The following is a 24,356-nucleotide window of genomic DNA, read 5'->3' on the forward strand; positions in this document are numbered from 1 at the left end:
ATGACCGCGACCACCTTCGAAGCCGCCCACAAGGACGCGGCGCTTGAGAAGCCGGACGACGGCCGGGTCTTCTTCCTGAAGACCGAGCACCACCCCGAGAACGGGACGCTGCTCGGCTTCTGGATCTATCTGATGAGCGATTGCCTCATCTTCGCGGTCCTGTTCGCCTGCTACGGCGTGCTGGGCCGCAACTACGCCGCCGGCCCTTCGGGCAAGGACCTGTTCGACCTCGGGCTGGTGGCGCTCAACACCACCTTCCTGCTGTTCTCGTCGATCACCTACGGCTTCGCCATGCTGGAGATGGCGAAGAACCGGGTCGGCACCACGCTGTTCTGGCTCGGCGTCACGGGCGTGTTCGGCGCGGCCTTCCTGGGCGTCGAGCTCTATGAGTTCCACCACCTGATCCACGAGGGCGCGACGCCGCAGCGCTCGGCCTTCCTGTCGAGCTTCTTCGCGCTCGTCGGCACGCACGGCCTGCACGTCACCTTCGGCATGATCTGGCTCGTGACGCTGATGTTCCAGGTCGCGCAGCGCGGCCTGATCCCCGAGAACCGCCGCCGCCTGCTGTGCCTGTCGATGTTCTGGCACTTCCTCGACGTCGTCTGGATCGGCGTCTTCACCTTCGTCTATCTGATGGGGACGCTGTGATGGCGACGCACGCCGAGACCCCCGCGCACGACGCCCACGGCCATGGTCACGGCCACGACGACCACCACCATGAGGGCGGCGGCCATCACGGCACGATGCGGGACTATGTGACGGGCTTCATCCTGTCCGCGATCCTGACCGCGATCCCGTTCTGGCTGATCATGGGCGACGTGTTCCGCTCGCCCACCACCGCCGCGGTCGTGGTCCTGCTGTTCGCGGTCGCGCAGATCTTCGTGCACATGATCTACTTCCTGCACATGAGCCCGAAATCCGAAGGCGGCTGGACCATGCTCGCCATGATCTTCACCGTGGTTCTGGTGGTGATCACGCTCGCGGGCTCGTTCTGGGTGATGTTCCACCTGCACGCCAACATGACGCCGGGTCTCCATGAGATGAACGGCACGACCCCGCTCGTTCAGCCCGAGAACGGCGCGAGATGAGCTCCCCGGCGCTCGCGGCCGTTTCGCCGTCCGGCGACGACGCGAGCGCCGGCCGGCGGCCGCGATCGGCGGCCGCGCTCGCCGCGATCGGCCTCGCGGCGCTTGTCATCTTCGGCGGGTTCGTTTCGCTGGGCGTCTGGCAGCTCGAGCGCCGCGTCTGGAAACTCGACCTGATCGAGCGCGTCGACGCCCGCATCCATGCAGCGCCCGTCGCCGCCCCGGGTCCGGCGGAATGGCCCGAGACCTCCGCCGACCGCGACGCGTATCGCCGCGTGATCGCCGCGGGCGCGTTCATTCCCGGCAAGACCGCGCTGACCCAGGCCGTGACCGAACAGGGCGCGGGCTTCTGGGTTCTGGCCCCCCTCAAGACCACGCAGGGCTTCACCGTGCTGGTGAATCGCGGCTTCGTGCCCGCGGACAAGCGCGGCGAGGCCGAGGCGATGACGCCCGCCGGGCCTGTCGCGGTGACTGGGCTCCTGCGCGTCTCCGAACCCGGCGGCGGCTTCCTGCGGGCCAACGACCCCGGCGCCGAGCGCTGGACATCGCGCGACGTGGCGGCGATCGCCGCCGCGCGCGGGCTCGAAGGCGTGGCCCCTTACTTCATCGACGCCGACGCGACGCAAAATCCCGGCGGACTGCCCGTCGGCGGCCTCACCGTGGTCTCGTTCCGCAACAGCCACCTCGTCTACGCCCTTACCTGGTTCGCTCTCGCCGCGATGGTCGCGGGCGGGGCCGCGATCCTGTTCGCCCATGAACGCGCGCTTCGACGCCGCTGACGCGCCCGGCGCCGCACGCGCCGACGACGCCGCGATCCGCAAGAACATGCTGCAGCTCGTCGAGCTGCGCTGGATCGCGGTGGTGGGCCAAGTCGCGACCATCGCGCTGGTCGAGTTCGGCATGGACATCCGCCTGCCGCTCGTCGCCATGGGACTGGTGGCCGCGAGCCTCGTCGCGCTCAACCTCCTGACCCTGTCGCGCCTTCGCTGGCGCGCGCGCGCCACCAACGCCGAGCTCTTCGGCCAGCTCGCCTTCGACGCGCTCGCGCTCACCGCCCAGCTTTATCTGAGCGGCGGGGCCACCAATCCGTTCGCGTTCCTGTTCCTGCTGCACGCGATGCTGGGCGCGGTTCTGCTCGAGGCCTGGTCGGTCTGGGCGATCGTCGCGATCACCGTCACGGCTTTCGCCTTCCTCACCCGCTATCACCTGCCGCTCATCCTGCCCCAAGGCGGCGTGGAGGAGCTGTTCCGCCTGCATGTGCAGGGCATGGTGGCGTGCTTCGCGCTCAACGCGGCGCTGCTCGTCGTTTTCGTCGCGCGCATCGGGCGGAACCTGAAGCAGCGCGACGCGCGCCTCGCGGCGCTGCGCCAGCGCGAGGCGGAGGAGGACCACATCGTTCGCATGGGGCTGCTGGCCTCCGGCGCCGCCCATGAGCTCGGAACGCCGCTCGCGACCCTCGACGTCATCCTGAGCGACTGGCGGCGCATGCCCTCCTTCGCCAAGGAGCCTGAAATCCTGGACGAAATCGCCGACATGCAGGCCGAGGTGCGTCGCTGCAAGTCGATCGTCTCCGGCATCCTGCTGTCGGCCGGCGAGGCGCGCGGCGAGGCTCCGGAGGCCACGACCGTGCGCGCCTTCCTGGCCGAAGTGCTCGACGACCGCCGCTCCGCCCATCCCGGCACGCTGATCGAGTTCGTCGAGCGCATCGAGGAGGACGTTCCGATCCTCGCCGATCCCGCGCTCAAGCAGGTCATCGCCGTCGTCATCGACAACGCTGCGGAAGCCTCGCCCGAAAAGGTCACGGTGACGGCGGTGCGCGAGGACGACCTGCTGGCGCTGCGCGTGCTCGACCGGGGCCCGGGATTTTCGTCGCAGGTGATCGCGAACCTCGGAAAGCCTTATAACTCGACCAAGGGTAAACCTGGCGGGGGGCTCGGACTGTTTCTCGTCGTCAACGTGATGCGCAAGCTCGGCGGCGCGGTCGCGGCGGCCAACCGGGAGGCCGGCGGCGCGATCGTGACGCTGACCCTGCCGCTCGCGACGCTTGCGATCGAACCGGAAGACGCCGATGCCGCCTGAACGCCTGCTGGTGATCGTCGACGATGACGAGAAATTCGCCAAGACGCTGAAGCGCTCCTTCGAACGCCGGGACTACGAGGCGTTGACCGCCGGAAGCCTCGAAGAGCTCAAGGTCCTGATCGCGACGCGCACGCCCGGCTACGCCGTGGTGGACCTGCGCCTCTCGGGCGGCGCGTCCGGCCTCGCCTGCGTGCAGGCGCTGCACGCGCATGATCCCGACATGCTCATCGTGGTGCTGACCGGCTTCGCCTCGATCGCGACGGCCGTGGAGGCGATCAAGCTCGGGGCCTGCCACTACCTGGTCAAGCCCTCCAACACCGACGACATCGAGGCGGCGTTCAGCCGGGCCGCGGGCGACGTCGACGCCCCGCTTGTGGTGCGGCCGACCTCGATCAAGAACCTCGAATGGGAACGCATCCACGAGACGTTGATGGAGACAGGCTTCAACATCTCCGAGACCGCTCGGCGGCTCGGGCTGCACCGGCGGACGCTGGCGAGGAAGCTCGAGAAGCAGCGGGTGAAGTGAAGGGCTAAGACGGAGTGCGTGCTTCGAGACGCCTTGGCTGTTCGCCAAGGCTCCTCAGCATGAGGACCGTTTGGACGCTGAAACATCCCTCATGCTGAGGAGCGGCCCGAGGGCCGCGTCTCGAAGCACGCAGTTCGTTTCAGCCTTCGCTCACCCCACCCGCGCGAGGCCCACGCCCCCCGGGGCCGTGCGCCAGCCGAGGTCAGGCAGCGTGACGATGCGCGCGCCCTTGAGGTCCGTCGCGGTCTGGATGAAGCCGCGCTCTTCCATGTAAGCGAGCAGCCGCCGGGCCCGACCGGAAGAGCGCGTGCCGTAGGCGCGGGCGATGTCGTCGTCCGACGGGCACGGGGATTCGCCCAGCGCGGCCTTGGCGATCAGCAGGAAGACGCCGCGCATGTCTTCGGGGAGCGAGGCGGCGATGAGCGTCGCCTGGCTCCAGTCGTCCTCGGTCGCCGAGCCTTGCTCGACGCCGGCCTTTGCGAGCGCCAGCGCCTTGCGGAAGCGCGGCAGGTCCGGAGCCTCGCCGGGTAGCCGCGCGATGCGGCAGCGGACGAGAAAATCCTGATAGAGCATCGCGACCGGCTGAAACCCGGCGTCGGGCTCCTGCATCATCTCGGCGATGATCTTTGCGATCGTCTCGTCGCGCTCGGCGCCGGCGAAGAGATCGGACGGCGCCGGCGGCTCGGCGTCGCGGCGGGCCTGATCGATCTGCGCCATGACGTCCGGCGCGGCCGGACGCGGCGCCACGCGCGCCGGGCGCTGCTCGTCGGCGCCGGCGCGGAATATGAGGCCGGCGGCGTCCTCGACCGCGGTTCCGGGGAGCGGCGTCAGCTTCGGGCCTCCGCCGCGCGCAACCGTCTTCACCGCGCCGATCTTCACCGGTTCGGGCTTGCGGCCGATCGCCGGCCCGAGCGAGACGAAGCGCCCGCGCTCGAGATTGCGGAAGGTCTCGGCCTGCCGGCGCTCCATGCCGAGAAGATCGGCGGCGCGCGCCATGTCGATGTCGAGAAAGGTGCGGCCCATCAGGAAGTTCGAGGCCTCGGCCGCGACGTTCTTGGCGAGCTTTGCGAGGCGCTGCGTGGCGATGACGCCCGCGAGCCCGCGCTTGCGGCCGCGGCACATGAGGTTGGTCATGGCGGCGAGCGACTGGCGGCGCGCCTCCTCGTCGGCGTCGCCCGAGGCGGCCGGCGCGAACAGCTGCGCCTCGTCGACCACCACTAGCATCGGGTACCAGAGGTCGCGGTCGGCCTCGAACAGCCCGTTGAGGAACAGCGCCGCGGCCCGCATCTGACGATCGACCTCGAGCCCCTCGAGGTTGAAGATCACCGACACCCGATGGCGCCGCACCCGGTCCGCGATCTGGACGAGCTCCTTCTCGCAGGCGGCCGCGTCGATCACGACATGGCCGAAGACATCCGCGAGCGTCACGAAGTCGCCCTCGGGATCGATGACGCATTGCTGCACCCAGGGCGCGCTCTGCTCGAGCAGGCGCCGCAGCAGATGCGATTTTCCCGAGCCCGAATTGCCCTGCACCAACAGGCGCGTCGCGAGCAGCTCCTCGAGGTCGAAGGCCGCCGGCTGGCCGTTCGCCTTCTGGCCGATGTCGATCGCGATGGTCATGCCGTTCCCAAAACGCGCCGGCCCGCCCGCACGACAGGCCGCGAAAGACCCTGTCTGATCAGGGCTCGAGAGTCCAAGCGCAGCCGCAGCTTGTCCCCAAGAAGCGCCTCATCGGTCGCCATGCCGCGGCGGCGATGACGAAAGAGTGACATTTTTCTGAAACTTCGCGCCATTCGCCCGGCCCGCGCCTTGCTTTCGAACTCCTCGGGCCAATGATCGAAAGACCAGCGCGCAGATTGCGCTGAGAAATCACGCACATCCCTGCACGCGCGTGCCCGCCACGCGCCTCCGTGGAGGACCGGGAATGAACGCGTCGACGCTGACCATCCGCAAGAAGCTCGAAGATCTCACCGGCGACGAGGACGGCCATTCGCTCTCCAAATCGCTGAACGCGTTGTCGATCGTCGCGATCGGCATCGGCTGCATCATCGGCGCAGGCATCTTCGTGCTGACCGGCACCGCGGCGGCGAAATACGCCGGCCCCGGCATCATGCTGTCCTTCGCGCTCGGCGGCGTCGCCTGCGCGTTCGTCGGCCTCTGCTATGCGGAGCTCTCGGCGCTGATCCCGGTCTCGGGATCGAGCTACACCTACACCTACGCCACGCTCGGCGAGTTCTTCGCCTGGATCATCGGCTGGGACCTCGTGCTCGAATACGCCATGGGCGCGGCGACCGTCTCGGTCGGCTGGTCGGGCTACATGGTGTCGATCCTGCGCGACCTCGGCGTCTTCCTCCCGCCTCAGCTGACCAACTCGCTCGGCGCCACGGTGAAGCTCGCCGACGGTTCGGAGGCGACCGGCATCTTCAACCTGCCGGCCGCGCTCATCGTGATGACGCTCACCTTCCTGCTGGCGCGCGGCACGAAGGAGTCAGCGCGGCTCAACAACATCATGGTGGTGGTGAAGCTCGCGGTCGTGGTCGGCTTCATCGTGATCGGCGCGTTCTACGTCGACACCTCGCACTGGGCCCCGTTCATCCCGGAAAACAAGGGCGAGTTCGGCGAGTATGGCTGGTCGGGCGTGCTGCGCGGCGCGGGCGTCGTGTTCTTCGCCTATATCGGCTTCGACGCGGTCTCCACCGCGGCCTCGGAAGCCAAGAAGCCCCAAACCGACATGCCGATCGGCATCCTCGGCTCGCTCGCCATCTGCACCGTGCTCTACATCCTCGTGGCCGCGGTGCTGACGGGTCTGGTGCCTTACGCCGACCTCAACGTGCCGGACCCGATCGCCAAGGGCGCGGACGCTGTCGGCATGGGCTGGTTCTCATGGCCGATCAAGATCGGGGCGATCGCGGGCCTCACCACCGTGATGCTGGTGCTGCTCTACGGCCAGAGCCGCATCTTCTTCACGATGTCAAAGGACGGCCTGCTGCCGCCGGTGTTCTCGAAAATCCACGAGAAATACGACACGCCCTATGTCAGCCAGTACATGATCGGCGGCTGCGTGGCGCTGATCGGCGGCCTTCTGCCGATCGGGCTTCTGGGCGAGATGGTGTCGATCGGCACGCTGTTCGCGTTCATCCTCGTCTGCGGCGCGGTGATCTATCTCCGCCGCAGCGAGTCCGACGCGCACCGCCCCTTCAAGGTTCCAGGCGTTCCCGTGATCCCGATCCTCGGCATCCTGTTCTGCCTCGCGCTGATGGCGGGGCTGCCGCTCGACACCTGGATCCGGCTCATCGTCTGGATGGCGATCGGCTTCGTGATCTACTTCGCCTACAGCCGCCACCATTCGACGGTGCAGAAGCAGGCGGGGACGGCGTGAGGTTCTTCGCCGGAACATAAGAAAAGGCCGGGATCGCTCCCGGCCTTTGCTTTGATGCGAGGCTTCCTGAACCTCAGTCGTGGATGCCTCGCTTCGCCGGGCATGACGGCTCAGGCGGCCGCCTTCATCGCGTCGGCCTTGTTGATCAGCGCCTCGGCCATGCGGATCGACGCGATGTCGATCAGGCGGCCGTCGAGCGAGACCGCGCCCTTGCCGGCCTTGGCGGCCTCTTCCATCGCCACGAGGATGCGGCGGGCCTTGGTGACTTCGGCTTCCGACGGCGTGAACACGTCGTTGGCGAGCTCGATCTGCGAGGGATGGATCGCCCACTTGCCCTCGTAACCCGCGGAGGCGCAGCGACGCGCCGCCGAGAGGTAGCCGTCCGGATCGGAGAAGTCGCCGAACGGGCCGTCGACCGGGCGCAGGCCATAGGCGCGGCAGGCCACCAGCATGCGCTGCTGGGCGAACAGCCACGGGTCCTGCCAATGGGTCTCGCGGTTTCCGGCCTCGTCCTTGTCGGTGAGCACGGAGTAGTCCGGGTTCACGCCGCCGATGACGGTCGAGCGGGTCCGGCAGGAGGCGGCGTAGTCCGCGACGCCGAACGACATGGCCTCGAGCCGCTTCGACGAGGTCGCGATCGCCTCGACGTTCGCCATGCCGAGCGCGGTTTCGATCAGAACCTCGAAGCCGATCTTCTTCTCGCGCTTGATCGACTGCTCGACCTGCGTGGTCAGCATGTCGACCGCGTAGACGTCGGCCGCGACGCCGACCTTCGGGATCAGGATCATGTCGAGGCGCGGGCACTTCTCGACGATGTCGATGACGTCCCGGTACATGTAGTGGGTGTCGAGACCATTGATGCGGATCATCATGGTCTTGGTTCCCCAGTCGATGTCGTTCAGCGCCTGGATGATGTTTTTCCGCGCCTGCTCCTTGTCGTCCGGAGCGACCGCGTCCTCGAGGTCGAGGAAGATCACGTCGGCGGCGGACTTGGCCGACTTCTCCATGAAGGTCGGGTTGGAGCCCGGCACGGCGAGTTCCGAGCGGTGCAGGCGCGGAGTGGCCTGCTGGATCAGGGTGAAGCTCATTGGTCGTCCTCCTCAGTCGTTCGGTTCTTGATTGGTTCAGCCAATCGGGCGCTTAAGGACGGCCTTTAGGGCGGCGTCCCGCGGCGCGCAATTCGGCCTTAGAAGGTCATCGCGTCACCCCGTCGCGCCGAAGCCGACCGAGATGCAGTTGATGGAAAGCAGCAGCGCCGACTTGATCTCGTCGCGCTTGAACTCGTCGGTCTCGCCCCGGTAGAGGCGCAGCAGTTCGACCTGCTCGCGGCTCACCTGGTTGATGACCGGCAGGCGCTCGGCGAGGCGCTCGCGGAACGCGGGGTAGCGGAACGCGATCTCGCCGCCGCCGGAGACGCGCAGGCACATCTCGCAGGTGAGCGCGTATTCGGCTTCGATGAGGCCGAAGACCTCGTCACGGGTCTTCTGGTCGGGCGCGAGCTTCGAATATTCACGGGCGATCGAGAGATCGACCATCCGCAGCGTCTTCTCGACCTCATCGAGGATGAGCCGGAAGGGCTTCGATTTCTCGAACATGCGCTTCAGCAGCTCTTCGCCCTGCTCGCCCCGCACCTCGATGAAGTTCTTCAGCCCCGAGCCGATGCCATACCAGCCGGTGATGATGTGCCGGTTCTGCGCCCAGGCGAAAACCCAAGGAATGGCGCGCAGGTCCGAAAGCGAGCGCGCGCCGAAGCGGCGGGCGGGACGCGAGCCGATGTTGAGGAGCGCCAGCTCGTCGAGCGGGCTCGCGTTCTGGAAATATTCGACGAAGCCGTCGTGATTGATGAGCTGCGTGTAGATCGCGCGCGAGGCGCCCGAGAGCGCCTCCATTGCGTCGTCGAACTCCGCCTTCCAGGGCTGGACGTCGCGCATCGACAGGAGCGCGTGCTCGAGCACGGAAGCCGCGGTCAGCTCCATCTGGTAGGCGGCGGTGCCGCGGTTGGAATATTTGAACGAGACGACCTCGCCCTGGTCGGTGACGCGGTACTGGCGGTTGATCGAGCCCTGCGGCAGCGCCTCGATGGCGCGGGCGGTCGGCGCGCCGCCGCGCGACACCGAGCCGCCGCGGCCGTGGAAAAAGGCGATCGGCACGCTGGCCTGCTCGCCGACCTCGGTGAGCTTGGCCTGCGCCTTGTAAAGCTCCCAGTTGGACGCGAAGTAGCCGCCGTCCTTGTTGCTGTCCGAATAGCCGACCATCACCTCCTGGAAACCGCCCTGCCAGCGCACCGAGCGGCGAACCAGCGGGATCGCCAGCAGCTCTTTCATGATGGCGGGGGCGGCGCGCAAATCTTCGATGGTTTCGAACAGCGGCACGATCGGTAGCTGGCAAATCTCCACGCCCGGGCTGTCCAGATAGATCCGGGCTTCCTTGGCCAGCAGATAGACGCCGAGGATGTCGTTCACCGAGCGCGTCATCGACAGGATAAAGCAGCCGACCGCCTCGCGGTCGATGCCGGCCCGCATCTCGCCGACGAGCGCGAAGGTCGCGAGCGTCTCCCTGCTCTCTTCGGAGAGCTTCGGCAGGTCACGGAGCTTGGTGCGCGGCTTCGACAGCTCGGCGGTCAGCCAGGCGCGCCATTCGGAGCTTTCGAGATCCGGCGCCTCGTCCGGCTCGCCGCCTTCGATCGAGGCCCAGATCTCCTTCAGCGCGTTGGTGGTGCGCGTCGAGTTCTCGCGGATGTCGAGGTGGCAGGTGGAGAAGCGGAACAGCTCGACCATGCGCCGCACGGGACGCACCTGATTGACCGCGAGCGAGCGGCAGTCGCCCTCGATCAGCCCGTGCTCCAGGGTCTTGAGATCGCCGATGATCTGGTCGGCGTCGGCGTACCAGGCGCCGGGCAGGATGATCGGCTCCTCCTTGTTGCGCTCGATCGTGGCGTCGAGCTTGCGCAGGACGCAGGTGAGGAACTGGCGGAAGTGTTCGCCCGGGTTCCGCGCCGCGATCGCCTCGCCGTCGCCCGACTGGTCGAGCAGCGCCTTCAACTCCTTGCGAAACGCGACCGGCGTCGGCAGCACGCGCTCGGTGATCGACAGGTGCTTGCCGAGATCCGAGATGCGGGTGCGGAAGCGGCGCATCGAGGCGCGCGCGTTGCGCTTGAGCGTGGTGCGGGTGACGTCATGGGTGACGAAGGGGTTGCCGTCGCGGTCGCCGCCGACCCAGCAGCCGAACTGGAAGAAGGGCGGCGCCTCGAAATTGTCGTCCGGATAATGCTCGGCGAGCGAGGTCTCGAGCGAGGTCAGCACCTCGGGCAGCATCTCGAACAGGCTCTCGTCGAAGAAGTGCAGCGCCCACGAGACTTCGCGCACCACCGTCGCCTTTTCGAGCTGCAGCTCGCCGGTGAGGAAGATGAGTTCGATCTGGTCGCTGAGGTCGTTCACCAGCGCGTTGCGCTCGCGCTCGGTCCAGCGCGGCAGCTCGAGCTCGAGCAGCAGCAGATAGATCTTGCGGAGCTTCTCCAGCACCGTGACGCGCTTCGACTCCGTCGGATGCGCCGTGATGGTCGGGCGGATGCGCAGGCCCTTCAGCATCGTCTGCACTTCGGCGGCCTTGACGCCCGCGGCCGCGGCCTGCGCCAGAACCTTCGAGAAGGTGCCGTTGACCTCGGCCCGGCCGTGATTGCGCTCCGCATGGCGGCGGCGGCGCATCGCGGTGTTCTCTTCGACGATCGACAGCAGCCGGAACCAGATCCCCTGAAGCTGAAGCGCGCGGCTCATCAGCTCGGGCGTCAGCTTGGCGATGTCCGCCTCGCCTTTGAGCACCCGCTCGAGCTGCGGCTCGTGGCGGCGGCAGATCTGCAGCAGGGCGTGGAACAGGATTTCGGTCGCGGCGGTCGGCTCGGTGCCGGTGATCACCGGCGGCTCGAACGGGGCGGCCTCTTCGACCGGCGGCGCTGCTTCGGCGAGCATCGTCATCGCTTCACTCCACGGCTTTTCGGGCGGGCCGCCGACGCGGGCGCCCGGGGGGCGGGACGTTCGATGACCCGGCGCGGCGGTGGTCCGGAGGCCGCCGCGCCGATCGGACGGGCGGGCGGCCTCAGGCGGCCTTGCGGGTCTTCCCGAGCACTTCAGCAACCGTCGTGCCAAACGAGCCCGGGTCGGGGGCGACGGTCAGGCCGTATGACCGCATGATCTCGGCCTTCTCGGCGGCGCTGTCGCCGGTCGCCGAGATGATCGCCCCGGCATGGCCCATGCGCCTGCCCTTCGGCGCCGTCAAGCCCGCCACGAAACCGATCACGGGCTTCGAGAAGTTCTCCTTGATCCAGGCCGAAGCCTCGGCTTCCTGCGGGCCGCCGATCTCGCCGATCATCAGAACCGCATGGGTGTCGGGATCCTCTTCGAAGAGCGCGAGATGGTCGAGGAACGACGAGCCGTTGATCGGATCGCCGCCGATGCCGACCGAGGTCGAGATGCCGATGCCGAGCGCCTTCATCTGGGAGGCGGCCTCGTAGCCGAGCGTGCCGGAGCGCGAGATCACGCCGACATTGCCCTGCTTGTAGATATGGCCCGGCATGATTCCGAGCATCGACTTGCCCGGCGAGATGATGCCGGCGCAGTTCGGGCCCACCACCATGGTGCGCTGGCTCTTCGGGTACCGGTAGAGGTAGCGCTTCACGCGCATCATGTCCTGCGCCGGGATGCCGTCGGTGATCGAGCAGACGAGCTTTAGGCCCGCATCCGCCGCCTCCATCAGCGCGTCGGCCGCGAAGGGCGGCGCCACGAAGGTGATCGAGGTCGTGGCTCCGGTCTCCTGCACGGCTTCCTTGACCGTGTTGAAGACGGGCAGGCCGAGATGCGTCCGCCCGCCCTTTCCGGGCGTCACGCCGCCGACGACGTTCGAGCCGTACTCGATCATCTCCTTGGCGTGGAACGTGCCCTTATCGCCGGTGACGCCCTGCACGATGATCGGGGTCTTTTCGTCGATGAGAATGCTCATGGTCGTGTCCTCCCCTGTTCCTCAGGCCGCGTTCTTCTTGACGCCCTGGCAGGCGGCGACGGCCTTGCTCGCGGCCTCCGACAGCGTGTCGGCGGTGATGAGGTCGAGCCCGCTCTCGCTCAGGATCTTCTTGCCGGCCTCGACGTTGGTGCCGGCGAGCCGAACGATCAGCGGCACCTTCATGTCGACTTCCTTCGCCGCCTGAACGACGCCCTGGGCCACCCAGTCGCAACGGTTGATGCCCGCGAAGATGTTGACCAGGATCGCCTTCACGTTCTTGTCCGACAGGACGAGGCTGAAGGCGGTCGCGACGCGCTCGGGAGAAGCGCCGCCGCCGACGTCGAGGAAGTTCGCGGGGCTGCCGCCGGCGTGCTTGATCATGTCCATGGTGGCCATCGCGAGACCTGCGCCGTTCACGATGCAGCCGATCTCGCCCTCGAGCCCGATGTAGTTGAGGCTGTGCTCGGCGGCTTGAGCCTCTCGCGGATCGGACTGCGAGGGATCGTGCATGTCGGCGACGTTGCGGCGCCGGAACAGCGCGTTGTCGTCGAACGACATCTTGGCGTCGAGCGCCAGCACCCGGTCGTCCTTGGTGACGACCAGCGGGTTGATCTCGAGCATCTGGCAGTCGGTGTCGCGGAACGCCCGGTAGGCGTTCATGATCGTCTTCACCGCGGCCGAGACCTGCTTGATGTTGAGGCCGAGCCTGAAGGCGATCTCGCGGGCTTCGAACTGCTGGAGGCCGACCGCGGGCTCCACCACCACCTGGATCAGCGCCTCGGGATTCTTCTCGGCGATCTCCTCGATCTCCATCCCGCCCTCGGTCGAGGCGATGACGCGCACGCGCTCGGCCTTCCGGTCGAGCACGTAGCCGAGATAGAGCTCGCGATCGAAGGGATCGGCGACCTCGATATAGACCCGCTGGACGGGCTTGCCCTCGGGGCCCGTCTGCTTGGTCACGAGCTTCTTGCCGAGCATGCCCTTGGCGGCGTCGCGCACCTCGTTATAAGTGCGGCAGAGCTTGATGCCGCCGGCCTTGCCGCGGGCGCCGGCATGGATCTGGGCCTTGACCGCCCAGTAGGATCCGCCGAGCTCCGTGGCCGCATAGACCGCCTGGTCGGGACTGAACGCCACGGCGCCCTTCGCGACGGCCACTCCGAACCCCGAAAGCAACTCTTTCGCCTGGTACTCGTGAACGTCCATCTCGGCCTCCTCTGGTATTCAGTATGTCTGAATCTCTTGTCTTGCTCCGAAAGCAATTCTTATACGCCGGCGATCGTCCGGTCAGTCCCGACTTTCGTAAAACGCCTGATGAATCAGACTGATCGGACGATCGATCCAGTCGATCAGCCGAGCTTGTCCTTGACCACGCCATAGATCAGCTTGGTCTCGCTCCGCGCCTCGGAAAGCAGCTCCTCGAGCTCCGCCAGCCGCTCCTCGGCGAAGTCGCGGTCCTTGATCGACTTGGCGTTGACGCGCACGTTGAGCGCCGCGCTCATCAGCCCGGCATAGGCCGACTGCACCGCGACGCCGGCGTCCGACACCACGTTGAGATTGCCCTTATGGGCGACGACCTTCGACAGTTTGACGACCTCGGCGCAAAGCCGCGCGCATTCGAGCGGCACGTCGGTCGCCTCCTTCAGCGCCGCCTGGATCTTGGCGGTGCGGGCGGCCTTCTCGTCGTCGGTCTCGCCCTTCGGCAGGCCATAGGCCCCCATCACGGCGTCGAAGGCCTTCACGTCGTCGCCGATCGCGGTGGTGAGCTCGGCCCGAAGACGCTCGGACTCCGCCAGCACCTCCTTCAGCTCGGCTTCGACCTCGACATATTTCGGCTTGCCGATGGTGAGGTTGCAGACCATCGAGACGAGCGCGGCGCCCATCGCGCCGGAGATCGCGGCCGCGCCCCCGCCGCCGGGCGTCGAGCGCTCGGAGGCGAGGTCGTCGAGGAAAGCGCCGATGCTTTGCGTCTCGGCCATCACGCCATCTCTTTCGCGAGCGCGTAGATCTCGTCGGCGTCGAACGACTGGTCGGCGGCCTCGAACAGCTTGCCGATCAGCGTGCGGTGGAGCTTGAGCTTCAGACCGCCGAGGCCGAGCGCGCCGATCGCGAGCTTGCCGTGGCGCTCCTTGGCCTTGTCCATGGCGTCGATGCCGCCGATGCCGAGCGGGGGCTGGGCGTTGTAGTCGACCAGGATCTCGATCGACTTCTCGTTCTTCCAGACGTCTTCGGCGAGCAGCTCGAGGCCGATGGCGCCGGCCGAGAACACGAGGTTCGCGCCAGCGACCGCCTTGGCGCGGTCTTCGCCGGACTTGGCTTCGATCGCCTCCACCTTCACGCCGAAGCGCTTCTCGATGTTGTCGGCGGCCTTCTGGGCCTTGTCCAAAGCGCGGCCCACGACAGCGACGGTCGCGCCCTCCTTGCCGAGCATCGCGGCGGAGCGCATGCCGACCGGACCGGTGCCGGCCAGGATCACGGCGCGCTTGCCCTGAACCGAGCCGCCGGCGGCTTTGACCGCGAGCGCGACGCCGGCGGCGGCGGTCGTGTTCGAGCCGTTGGAGTCGAGCATGGTGGAGACGCGGAACGGGCCGAAGAAGCGCTTCTGGACGGCGTCGTAGACCGCCTCGCCGGCCGCCATGTCGCCGCCGCCGACGAAGATCGCGGTCGACTGCTTCTCCTTGCCGCCGCGGGTGTAGATCGTGCCGTCCACATAGGCGCCGACGTTGTCGGGCGTCACGCCGCCGTAACCGGTGATGTGGTCGGCGCCGCCGTCATAGCCCACCACCACGTCGAAGACGCTCGGGGTCGGGTCGGTGTCGAACTGGAAGAGCAGCTTCTTGGTCATCGCCTGTCCTTGGGGCCCTTGCGGCCTCGCTTGTGCGGGCCGCTACGGCCCTCGGGGCCCGTCTTCGGAGCCCGCTGGTGTTCCTAAATCTCCGGCCGGCGGGATGTCAGCCGGCCGTGTTCGCGTCCTGCTCGCCGGCGGATTGCGCGGCTGCGGAGGCGGCAAGCGCGCCCGCGACATACGGGCGATCCGCGTCGGACTGCGGGGCCGCGGCGTCGTCGCCCCGGCCCGCGTTCTCGATGAACGCGTTCTTCAGCGCCGCGAGGTCGGCCTCGCGGCGGCGTCCGCGCTCAGCCTCCGTCATTCGACGACGTTGGACGGCTTGCCCGCCACGAAGTTCTCGACGTTGTCGATGAGCTGGTCGGCGAGGATCTGCATCGCCTCCTTGGAGGCCCAGGCGACATGCGGCGTCACGATCAGGTTCGGCAGGTCGGCGTCGCACAGGATGTTGCCGTCCTTCGGAGGCTCCTGCGCCACGACGTCGAAGCCTGCGCCGCCGATCTCGCCGCTCTTCAGCGCCTCGAGCAGCGCCGCCTCGTCGACGAGGCCGCCGCGCGCCGTGTTGATGAGAAGCGCATGCTTCTTCATCTTCTTGAACTGCTCGGCCCCGAACATGTTCTTGGTGTCGGGCGTCAGCGGCACATGGATGGTGATGGCGTCCGACTGGGTCAGCACGGTCTCGAAATCGACCAGCCCCTCCTGCGGGAAGACGTCATAGGGCAGGATCTTCATGCCGAGCGCTTCCGCGCGCTTGCCGATCGACTTGCCGAGCGCGCCGTAGCCCACGATGCCGAGCGTCGAGCCGGCGATGTCGTAGATCGGATAGTCGAAGTAGCAGAACTGCGAGGACTTGTTCCAATCGCCGCGCTTCACCGAGTTGGCGTAGGGCACGATCGCGCGGCGCAGCGAGAACAGCAGGCCGATGACGTGCTCCGGCACGGTGTTGAAGGCGTAGCCGCGGATGTTGGAGATCGTGATCCCCTGCTCCTTGGCCTGCTTCTTGTCGACGATGTCGGTGCCGGTCGCCGCGACCGCGATCAGCTTGAGCTTCGGAAGCTGCTTCAGCGTCTCGGCGCGCATCGGCACCTTGTTGATCAGCGCGATGTCGGCGTCCTTGAGACGCTCCACAATGTCCTCTGACGTCCAGGTCGAGTCATATTCGACGTAGTCGTGCTCGAAATTCGGACGGCGGACGTTGGCGTCGACGCTCTCGCGGTCGAGAAAGACGATCTTGCGGCTCACGGCGTTTCCCCGGTGTTGGGCCGCGGGTTGGCTCCCGCGGCCAGGTCGTGATGGCGGACATTATGGCGCGCGCGCAGCCCGTGGCACACTGGCGTGCCACGGGCTGCTGAACTTTCGCGCGATCAGGCCGCCTTGGGGGCCGGCTCAGCCTTGGCGAGCGGGTTGTCGCGCAGATATTCCTGCGCGGCGCCGACGCCCGAGCCCGCTTGGATCTTCACGCCGTTGTCGAGCATCGACATCTCGGCGCCCGAGAGCGCGCCGAGCAGCATAAGCTCGTTCAGGTCGCCGATATGGCCGATGCGGAACACCTTGCCGGCGACCTTCGAGAGGCCCGCGCCGAGCGCGAGGTTATAGCGGTTGTACGCGTGGCTGATGATCTTGGCGGCGTCGATCCCTTCCGGAGCCAGGATCGCCGACACCGTGTCGGAGTGCCAACGGGGCGACTTCGCGCAGAGCTTGAGGCCCCAGGCGTCGACGGCCGCGCGGGTCGCCGAGGCGAGCACGTGGTGGCGGTGGAAGATGTTCTCCAGACCCTCGTCCTCGATGCACTGAAGCGCCTCGCGCAGGCCGTGCAGCAGGGGCGTGGCGGGCGTGTAAGGGAAGTAGCCCGAGGGGTTGGTGTTGATGTGGTCCTGGAAGTCGAAATAGACCTTGTTGAGGCCCGCGTTCTTGCGCACGCCCAGCGCCTTCTGGCTGACGCAGACGAAGCCGAGGCCGGCCGGGAGCATCAGGCCCTTCTGGGAGCCCGACACCGCGCAGTCGACCTTCCATTCGTCGAAGCGGAAGTCGATCGAGCCGAGGCCCGAGACCGAGTCCACGAACAGCAGCGCCGGGTGGCCGGCGGCGTCCATCGCCTTGCGGATCGCGCCGATGTTGGAGGTGACGCCCGTCGCGGTCTCGTTGTGCACGACCATGACGGCCTTGATCCGGTGCTCCTTGTCCGCGACCAGAGCCTCCTCGATCTTCTCCTCATGGGCGCCCGTGCCCCATTCCTCTTCCTGGACGACGACGTCGAGGCCGAGGCGCTGGGCCATGTCGGTCCAGAGGTGGGAGAACTGGCCGAAGCGCGCGGTCAGCACGCGGTCGCCGGGGGCGAGCGTGTTGGTGAGCGCCGCTTCCCAGCCGCCGGTGCCGGAGGACGGGAAGATGAAGACCTGGCCGTCCTTGGTCTTGAAGACCTTCTTCAGGCCCTCGTAGAGCGGCTTGGTCAGCTCCGGGAAGATCGGAGAACGGTGGTCCTCCTGGCTGACCACCATGGCGCGGAGAACCCGCTCCGGAACGTTGGTCGGACCGGGGACGAAGAGAAAATTGCGACCGGGGCGTCTCGCCATGGTTTCCTCCTTTGGAGCCTTCTTGGCCGGCAAGATAGCCGGTGCGTTAAGTTTGACTATGCGACAGCTAGTCACGGATTTTGAAAAACTGAAACCTTCAGACATTCTGTCTCAAGGTTTCAGGCCGGTTGTTCTCCCGCCCGATCTGATCGCCTACTTGTCTATAATCGCTTGATAGAACGCGTCTATCTAACTGATCTTGCAAGGACGTTCGGCGCGCAGTCGGCGTCTGGCGCACCATGAGCCTTTTGGCGCGCGAGTTTCGACCGATACTTTTGGATAGGTCCAGGCTGAGAGCGTGCTCAGCGGCGCAGGACGGGCGGCGTCAGCGGGCCGTGGAGACCCGCTCGAACGGGCGCACGACGCCCATCAGCGCGCCGTAGGGCGCAAGCAGAAGCCCGGCGCCGACAGCCTTCACGACGAAGTCGAACACCGCGAGGCTCAGCCACAGCGGAACGACCGCGAGGCCAAGCAGAGGCGTGGCGCCCGACATCGCCGGATCGCCCCAGAAAGCCAGAGAAAAGAACAGGAACGTGTCGAGCAGGGAACCGAGCAGGCTCGCGACCAACGGCGCGCGCCACCACGTTCCGCGGCGCAGCTTCGCGAACACCGAGACGTCGAGCAGTTGCCCGAGCAGGAAGGCGGTTCCGGACGCGAGCGCGATGCGCGGGGTCGCGAGCATCAGCGAGAGGACGACCGCGATCGCGAAGCCCGCATAGACCGCGCGACGCGCGGCCGCAGGCCCGAAGCGGCGATTGGTGAGATCGGTGACCAGGAACGCGACCGGATAGGCGAACGCGCCCCAGGTCAGCTTGTCCTCGAGGCCCGAAATGGTCACGGGATGCTGGACAAGAACGTTCGACGCCGCGACGAACAGGGTCATCGCGGCGACGGGCAGGATCAGATCCTTGAGCGATGCGGCCGGGGGCGCGGCCCCGCGATCCGCGTCGGCGTCGATCAGGACGCCGCCTGCTGCTCGGAGCCGGTCTCGGCGCCAGCCTTGGCGATCTTGCGCTTCAGCTCGCGCGCGCCCTGGCTGAGGTCGGTCTCGGAGGCCTTCGTAAGGAAGGCGTCGAGGCCGCCGCGATGCTCGACCGAACGCAGGGCGTTGGCCGACACGCGCAGGCGCACCGACTGGCCGAGCGCTTCGGAGATCAGCGAGACCCGCACGAGGTTCGGGCGGAAGGTCCGCTTGGTCTTGTGGTTCGAATGGCTGACCTTGTGGCCGACGAGGACGGCCTTGCCGGTCAATTCGCAACGCCGCGACATGGGGCGTACTCCTGAAAGTCGTTTCGCCGTCCGAAGACGGCGTCTGGCGTCCGTTCCGGCCGGAACCGGACGGGCGCGCGCCCGCGGACGGTGAATGAGAAGGCGGCGCTATAGATGAGCGCGGCCGCGCGGTCAAGGAAGCTTGCGGACGCCGGCCGCCGAAACTGCTGTTCGCGGCGGCTTCCGCGCGCCTTGGGAGAGCCTCACAATGGACCGAATCAGCGGTACGCTGCCGTCAAAGATCAGCGGCCGGCCGATCCTGGCGCCGCATCGTCAGTCGAAGAGCACCATGCAGTTCGCTTTCCCGGCCGCAAGGCCCCGCCATCGGCGCGTCGCCGCGACGCTCGCTTTCATGGCGGCGCTCGGCCCCGCTTTCGCCCTCCCCGCCGCGGCCGAAACCCGCGTGCGCGCCCGCTACGCCGTCTCGGTCGCGGGGTTCGACATCGGAACCGCCACGATGCAGACCGGCATCGGCACGTCGACCTACGACATCAATCTCAGCGTGCGCATGAGCGGGCTCGTCAAGTTCATCACCGGCGGCAAGGCGGCGGCGACCTCTCGCGGCTCCTACGGCGAGGCGCGGGTCGTTCCGGCCGCCTACGCCATCAACACCCGCGCCAAGGACAAGGGCCAGGTCATCCGCTTCGCCCTCGCCGGCGGCTCGGTGCGCCAGCTCTCGGTCGAGCCGCCGCCGAAGCCGAACAGCAACGTCATTCCGGTGACGGAGGCCGACAAGCGCAACATCGTGGATCCGCTGAGCGCCGTCATGATGCCGGTGTCGGGCGGCGGAGACCCGCTCTCGGAGAAGGCGTGCGACCGCACGCTGCCGGTGTTCGACGGCCGCCAGCGCTACGACGTCGCGCTGCGCTACGACCGGATGGAGACGGCCAAGCCCGACACCTCCGAAAACGCCGACCCCAACGCCAAGGGCAACTACGAGGGCAAGCTCGTGGTCTGCCGCGCGAGCTACAAGGCGATCGCCGGCCACCGTCCCGACAAGGACAACGTGAAGTTCATGGAGAACAACAAGGAGATGGAGGTCTGGATGGCGCCCGTGGCCGGCACGCGCGCGCTGATGCCCTGGAAGATCTCCGTCCGCACCCAATACGGGCTCGCGGTGATCACCGCGACCTCCTTCGTGGTCGACGAGGGCAAGGTCGGACAAGGCAAGGCCGGCGGCGGCAAGGGCGTCGATCTCTAGAGATGACGGGCGGCGGGGCTGATCAGACGAAGACCCGCCGGATCCGCAAATGGGCGATGACCCCGAGCGTCTGGCAGGCGCTGGCGCTCCTCGCCTGCGCGGCGCTCGCGGCCTGCGGCGAGGCCAGCCCGTGGACGGCGCTCGTCGTCGCGCCGCGCAAGGACGTGGCCGGACAGCCGGAATCCGTGGGACTGTTCCGATCGCTCGAAGACTGCCGCGCCGCGGCGGTCGCCAAGCTCGCCGAGCGCGGCTGGAGCGGCGACGGCTCCTACCATTGCGGATACCGATGCGAGCCGCATCGGGACGCCTTCGTCTGCGAGAGCATGCAGCGCTAGCGTCAGGAATGCTAGTCGAGGCGTTCCGGCCCCGGCTGGGCGCACGAGCGAGGTCCGCCGCCACGTCGGAGACCCTTAACGAAGCGTTTCGGCTAAACCCTTGGAACGAATCAGGAATCGACCCCGGGTCGTCGATTCGCCCCGTGTTCGTTCCGCGGCCGTTCGCGAAATCGCGGCTTATGTCGCATCGCCTCGCGCCGGACCGCCGGTTAAGGAACGGTGCATGACCGACGTCGCCGAGCTTGCGCCGGCCCCCGCCTCCGAAATTCTCGCCCCCATGCGCGGCCGGGGCGTGACGGCGGTTCTCGGCCCCACCAACACCGGCAAGACCCATCTCGCCATCGAGCGCATGGCGGCGCACGGCTCTGGCCTCATCGGCCTGCCGCTGCGCCTGCTGGCGCGCGAGGTCTATGGTCGGCTGGTCGAGAAGGTCGGGGCCGAGAAGGTCGCGCTCGTCACCGGCGAGGAGAAGATCAAGCCGCAGGGCGCGCGCTTCTGGGTCGCGACCGTCGAAGCGATGCCACGCGACCTCGACGTCGATTTCGTCGCGATCGACGAGATCCAGCTCGCCGCCGATCTCGACCGCGGTCACGTGTTCACCGACCGCCTTCTAAACTTGCGCGGACGCTACGAGACGCTCGCGCTCGGCGCAGCCACCATGCGCCCGCTCGTCGAGCAGCTTTTGCCCGGCGCGAACGTCGTCACGCGGCCGCGGCTCTCCAACCTCGTCTTCGCCGGCGAGAAGAAGCTGTCTCGCCTGCCGCGCCGGACCGCGATCGTGGCGTTCTCCTCCGAGGAGGTCTACGCCATCGCCGAGCTTATCCGCCGGCAGCGCGGCGGGGCCGCGGTGGTGCTCGGCGCTCTGAGCCCGCGCACTCGAAACGCCCAGGTCGCGATGTATCAGGCGGGCGACGTCGACTACCTGATCGCGACCGACGCCATCGGCATGGGACTCAATCTCGACGTCGACCATGTGGCCTTCGCGGGCGACCGGAAGTTCGACGGCCACCAGTTCCGCCGCCTCAATCCGTCCGAGATGGCGCAGATCGCCGGCCGGGCCGGGCGACATTTGAGGGACGGCAGCTTCGGCACCACCGGACGCTGCCCGCCCTTCGAGCCGGAACTCGTCGAGCGGCTCGAAGGCCACAAGTTCGAGAGCGTCAGGGTGGCGCAGTGGCGCAATCGGGCGCTCGACTTCTCGAGCGTCGAGCGGCTGATCGACAGCCTATCGCGGCCGCCCGCGGAGGCCGGCCTCACCCGCGCGCCGGACGCCGACGACCTCAAGGCGCTCATGAGCCTCGCGCGCCAGCCCGAGATCCGGGACGCCGCACGCGGCGCGCGCGCCGTGTCGCTGCTCTGGGACGTCTGCCTCGTTCCGGACTACCGCAAGATCGCGCCGACGCAGCACACGGAACTTCTCGCCGACCTCTATGGTTTTCTGGTCCGTTTGGGTAAGGTTCCGACCGACTGGTTCGCGCGGCAAGTCGCCGTCACGGATCGGACGGACGGCGACATCGACACATTGTCAGCCCGGATCGCGCATGTCAGGACGTGGACATTCGTCGCGAACCGGCCCGACTGGCTGGACAACCCGGAACATTGGCAAGGGGTGACCCGCGCCGTCGAGGACAGGCTCTCCGACGCGCTTCACGACAGGCTCGCCCAGCGTTTCGTCGACCGGCGCACGAGCGTGCTCATGCGCCGCCTCAGGGAAAATGAAAGAATGGAAGCGGAAATCGACAAGGACGGCGGCGTCAAGGTCGAGGGGCACCATGTCGGGCGCCTCGCCGGCTTCCAGTTCGCGCCGGAGATTTCCGGCGATGGGCCGGACGGCAAGGCGCTGCGCGCCGCCGCCGCCAAGGCGCTGAGCGGCGAGATCGAGACGCGCGCGAACCGCTTCGCCAACTCCTCCGACGGCGACATCGTGCTGGCGGCCGACGGCGCCGTGCGATGGCAGGGCGAGCTCGTGGGCCGCATTGCGAAGGGCGACAAGACGCTTGCGCCGAAGATCCGCGTCTTCGCCGACGACCAGCTGACGGGGACCGCGCGCGAGCAGGTCGACAAGCGTCTCGACCAGTGGCTGCGCGCTCATGTGACGAAGCTGCTCGGGCCGCTCGCCGCGCTTGAGACCGCCGAAGACGTCACCGGGGTCGCGCGCGGAGTCGCGTACCAGCTTGTGGAGGAGCTCGGCGTGCTCGACCGGGCGCGCGTCGCGGAAGAGGTGAAGGGCCTCGACCAGACCGCCCGCGCGGCGCTGCGCAAGCACGGGGTCCGGTTCGGCGCGCATCACATCTATCTGCCGCTGCTGATGAAGCCCGCGCCGCGCGCGCTCGCGGCCCAGCTCTGGGCGCTGACCCACGACCTCGACACGGACTCCAATGTCGGGGACGTGGCGCATCTCGCCGCCGCGGGCCGCACGTCGATGCCGGCCGACCCGCAGATCGACAAGGGCGTGTATCGCGCGCTCGGCTACCGGGTCTGCGGAGCGCGGGCGATCCGCGTCGACATTCTCGAGCGCCTCGCCGACCTCATCCGCCCCGCGATCGCCTGGAAGCCCGGCCAGCCCGGAACCCCTCCCCCCGGCGCGACCGACGGCTACGGATTTACGGTGACGGTCGCCATGACGTCGCTCGCCGGCTGCTCGGGCGAGGACTTCGCCGCGATCCTGCGCGCGCTCGGCTACCGCATGGAGCGCAAGCCCAAGCCGGCGGCTCCGGAGCCTGCGGCGGCGGCCGCGCCAGCCGCCGAGTCGACTGCGGAAGCAGCCGCGGGCGAGATCGCCGAGACGGTCGAGACCTCCGTTCCGGATTCCGGAACGATCGACGCCTCCAGCGAAGCCGTCGATGCGGCTCCTGCCGAGGAACCGGCCGCTGAGGCGGTGGAGTCTGAGACTGCGTCAGCGGAAGAACCCGCCGCGGAGTCGGCGCCCGTGGCCGACGCCCCGGTGTTCGACGCAGCGGAAGACGCGCCCGCCCTGCTCGATCCCGCCGCGTCGGACGACATCGCGATCGAGACCGCCGCCGAAGCCGTCGAGGAGGCGGCTCCCGGCGCCGAGCCGACTGCAGAAGCCGCTGAAGCCGTCGCCGAAGCCAGCGTCGAGGCCGCCGAGGAGGCCGCTCCGGACGCCACGGCCACGCCCGCGGCCGACGCCGCGGCGGTCGAGCCCGAATTCATCGAGGTCTGGCGTCCCGGCGGCTTCGGCCGTCGCGAGCAGCGTCCCGGTCGCGACAACCGCCGCGGTCCCGGCAGGCCCGGCGAGCCGCGGCCCGAGGGCGAGGCGCGCCCCGGTGGACGGCCGGGCGGCGATCGCCGGCATTCCGGCCCCCGCGCCGGCGGAGACCGCGGCCCCCGTCAGGGCGAACAGAGGACTGGCGACCAGAAAGCTGGCGAGCAGCGTTCCGGCGAGCCCCGCCAGGGCGATCAGCGCGGCGAGCGGAAGTTCGGCGGCCGTCCAGGCGGGACGGGTCGTCCCGGCGGCGAGGGACGCCCGGGCGGCGGCGACCGCCGCGGTCCGCGGCCAGAACGCGGCGACCGCGGCAAGCGCGGGTTCGACGGCCCGATGCAGGCCGGGCCTAAGCGGCCCGAGCGGGCGCTCGATCCAGACTCGCCCTTCGCCAAGCTCGCGGCGCTGAAGGCTCAGCTTGAAGGCAAGGGGCCGGGCAAGGGCAAGGGGCCCGACGGCGACGCCTGAGCGGGGCAGTCGAAGAACTGGCCACGACTCAGGGGCTTCGCCTGCCTCGCCGCCCACGACCTCGGCGCGCGTCGACGTCTGGATGTGGCGCGCGCGGGTGGTCAAGACGCGCAGCCTCGCCGCGAAGCTTGCGCAGTCCGGACATGTGCGCCTCAACGGGCGGCGGATCGACGCAGCCGGCCGCGCCGTGCGGGTCGGCGACGTCCTGACGATCGCGCTCGATCGATCCGTTCTCGTCCTGGAGATCGTCGATCTTGGCGAGCGGCGCGGCCCTGCGGTCGAAGCCCAAATGCTCTACCGCAATCCCGATGCGCGCGATTGATCCTGCGTCGCACAATACATTGCGCGCGTTTTATTTCTGCAGTTTTGACATTTCCGCGCCTT

At 68.1% G+C, this 24,356-nt stretch carries 22 protein-coding genes; 10 read left to right on the plus strand and 12 right to left on the minus strand.

Annotated features, from left to right (window positions below; translation table 11 throughout):
- Genes cyoC through ACFOWB_RS03295 form a run of 5 tightly spaced genes read left to right on the plus strand, consistent with a single transcriptional unit; the run spans position 1 to position 3,690 of the window.
- Positions 1-648: a cytochrome o ubiquinol oxidase subunit III gene (cyoC, locus tag ACFOWB_RS03275; RefSeq protein WP_261401334.1), complete on the plus strand. Its 648-nt coding sequence runs from the start codon at positions 1-3 to the stop codon at positions 646-648.
- Positions 648-1,088 carry a cytochrome o ubiquinol oxidase subunit IV gene (cyoD, locus tag ACFOWB_RS03280; protein ID WP_261401333.1) on the plus strand — a complete coding sequence of 147 codons (441 nt, stop codon included), beginning with the start codon at positions 648-650 and terminating at the stop codon, positions 1,086-1,088. The genes cyoC and cyoD overlap by 1 nt, the downstream gene beginning before the upstream one ends.
- Entirely contained in the window at positions 1,085-1,864 is a 780-nt protein-coding gene (locus tag ACFOWB_RS03285; RefSeq protein WP_378145656.1) for an SURF1 family protein, read from the plus strand. Before cyoD ends, ACFOWB_RS03285 begins: the two co-directional genes overlap by 4 nt.
- Positions 1,839-3,164, plus strand: coding sequence for an ATP-binding protein (locus ACFOWB_RS03290; protein ID WP_378145658.1), 1,326 nt, complete (start codon positions 1,839-1,841; stop codon positions 3,162-3,164). Before ACFOWB_RS03285 ends, ACFOWB_RS03290 begins: the two co-directional genes overlap by 26 nt.
- Positions 3,154-3,690 carry a response regulator transcription factor gene (locus ACFOWB_RS03295; protein WP_378145660.1) on the plus strand — a complete coding sequence of 179 codons (537 nt, stop codon included), beginning with the start codon at positions 3,154-3,156 and terminating at the stop codon, positions 3,688-3,690. Before ACFOWB_RS03290 ends, ACFOWB_RS03295 begins: the two co-directional genes overlap by 11 nt.
- A gap of 150 nt (positions 3,691-3,840) precedes the next feature.
- Here the strand turns inward: ACFOWB_RS03295 and ACFOWB_RS03300 are convergent, their stop codons facing one another.
- The gene (locus ACFOWB_RS03300) at positions 3,841-5,310 is read right to left on the minus strand and encodes a helicase HerA domain-containing protein (protein WP_378145662.1); all 1,470 of its coding nucleotides are present in this window, start codon (positions 5,308-5,310) and stop codon (positions 3,841-3,843) included.
- 304 nt (positions 5,311-5,614) lie between these two features.
- Between ACFOWB_RS03300 and ACFOWB_RS03305 the strand changes: the two genes are divergently transcribed.
- Positions 5,615-7,069, plus strand: coding sequence for an amino acid permease (locus ACFOWB_RS03305; RefSeq protein ID WP_378145665.1), 1,455 nt, complete (start codon positions 5,615-5,617; stop codon positions 7,067-7,069).
- Between the two features lie 110 nt (positions 7,070-7,179).
- On the opposite strand, the gene ACFOWB_RS03310 is transcribed toward ACFOWB_RS03305, so the two are convergent.
- From ACFOWB_RS03310 to rpmB, 11 genes are all read right to left on the minus strand, one after another.
- Positions 7,180-8,157, minus strand: a complete 978-nt coding sequence (locus ACFOWB_RS03310; protein WP_261401330.1) for an HpcH/HpaI aldolase/citrate lyase family protein — start codon at positions 8,155-8,157, stop codon at positions 7,180-7,182.
- Between the two features lie 114 nt (positions 8,158-8,271).
- A complete protein-coding gene (locus tag ACFOWB_RS03315; RefSeq protein ID WP_378145667.1) occupies positions 8,272-11,040 on the minus strand; it encodes a phosphoenolpyruvate carboxylase in 2,769 nt (922 codons plus the stop codon).
- 121 nt (positions 11,041-11,161) lie between these two features.
- Positions 11,162-12,061: a succinate--CoA ligase subunit alpha gene (sucD, locus tag ACFOWB_RS03320; RefSeq protein ID WP_261401329.1), complete on the minus strand. Its 900-nt coding sequence runs from the start codon at positions 12,059-12,061 to the stop codon at positions 11,162-11,164.
- Positions 12,062-12,082: 21 nt separating this feature from the next.
- On the minus strand, positions 12,083-13,264 hold the full coding sequence (locus tag ACFOWB_RS03325) for a malate--CoA ligase subunit beta (RefSeq protein WP_378145670.1): 1,182 nt from the start codon (positions 13,262-13,264) through the stop codon (positions 12,083-12,085).
- Positions 13,265-13,407: 143 nt separating this feature from the next.
- A complete protein-coding gene (gene fchA, locus ACFOWB_RS03330) occupies positions 13,408-14,037 on the minus strand; it encodes a methenyltetrahydrofolate cyclohydrolase (RefSeq protein WP_378145672.1) in 630 nt (209 codons plus the stop codon).
- A complete protein-coding gene (locus ACFOWB_RS03335; protein WP_261401327.1) occupies positions 14,037-14,903 on the minus strand; it encodes an NADP-dependent methylenetetrahydromethanopterin/methylenetetrahydrofolate dehydrogenase in 867 nt (288 codons plus the stop codon). The genes fchA and ACFOWB_RS03335 overlap by 1 nt, the downstream gene beginning before the upstream one ends.
- 106 nt (positions 14,904-15,009) lie before the next feature.
- Complete coding sequence (locus ACFOWB_RS03340; protein WP_378145674.1) at positions 15,010-15,207, minus strand: hypothetical protein; 198 nt, start codon at positions 15,205-15,207, stop codon at positions 15,010-15,012.
- Entirely contained in the window at positions 15,204-16,145 is a 942-nt protein-coding gene (locus tag ACFOWB_RS03345; RefSeq protein ID WP_261401325.1) for a D-2-hydroxyacid dehydrogenase, read from the minus strand. Before ACFOWB_RS03345 ends, ACFOWB_RS03340 begins: the two co-directional genes overlap by 4 nt.
- A gap of 122 nt (positions 16,146-16,267) precedes the next feature.
- Positions 16,268-17,476: an aminotransferase class V-fold PLP-dependent enzyme gene (locus tag ACFOWB_RS03350; protein ID WP_378145676.1), complete on the minus strand. Its 1,209-nt coding sequence runs from the start codon at positions 17,474-17,476 to the stop codon at positions 16,268-16,270.
- Between the two features lie 325 nt (positions 17,477-17,801).
- Positions 17,802-18,359 (minus strand): queuosine precursor transporter, encoded by a 558-nt coding sequence (locus tag ACFOWB_RS03355; RefSeq protein ID WP_378145678.1) that lies wholly within the window; start codon positions 18,357-18,359, stop codon positions 17,802-17,804.
- A gap of 74 nt (positions 18,360-18,433) precedes the next feature.
- Positions 18,434-18,745, minus strand: a complete 312-nt coding sequence (rpmB, locus tag ACFOWB_RS03360; protein ID WP_261401324.1) for a 50S ribosomal protein L28 — start codon at positions 18,743-18,745, stop codon at positions 18,434-18,436.
- Positions 18,746-18,953: 208 nt separating this feature from the next.
- On the opposite strand from rpmB, the gene ACFOWB_RS03365 reads away from it, so the two are divergent.
- The 4 genes from ACFOWB_RS03365 to ACFOWB_RS03380 all read left to right on the plus strand — a co-directional run bounded on the left by ACFOWB_RS03365 (position 18,954) and on the right by ACFOWB_RS03380 (position 24,294).
- The gene (locus tag ACFOWB_RS03365) at positions 18,954-19,946 is read left to right on the plus strand and encodes a DUF3108 domain-containing protein (RefSeq protein ID WP_378145681.1); all 993 of its coding nucleotides are present in this window, start codon (positions 18,954-18,956) and stop codon (positions 19,944-19,946) included.
- 56 nt (positions 19,947-20,002) lie between these two features.
- Positions 20,003-20,281: a hypothetical protein gene (locus ACFOWB_RS03370; protein WP_378145683.1), complete on the plus strand. Its 279-nt coding sequence runs from the start codon at positions 20,003-20,005 to the stop codon at positions 20,279-20,281.
- Between the two features lie 223 nt (positions 20,282-20,504).
- A complete protein-coding gene (locus tag ACFOWB_RS03375) occupies positions 20,505-23,972 on the plus strand; it encodes a helicase-related protein (protein ID WP_261401321.1) in 3,468 nt (1,155 codons plus the stop codon).
- Positions 23,923-24,294, plus strand: coding sequence for an RNA-binding S4 domain-containing protein (locus ACFOWB_RS03380; protein ID WP_378145685.1), 372 nt, complete (start codon positions 23,923-23,925; stop codon positions 24,292-24,294). The genes ACFOWB_RS03375 and ACFOWB_RS03380 overlap by 50 nt, the downstream gene beginning before the upstream one ends.
- Positions 24,295-24,356 lie beyond the last annotated feature (62 nt).

Origin of the sequence: Chenggangzhangella methanolivorans, from assembly GCF_042648545.1 — a bacterium.
Lineage (GTDB): Bacteria > Pseudomonadota > Alphaproteobacteria > Rhizobiales > Methylopilaceae > Methylopila > Methylopila methanolivorans.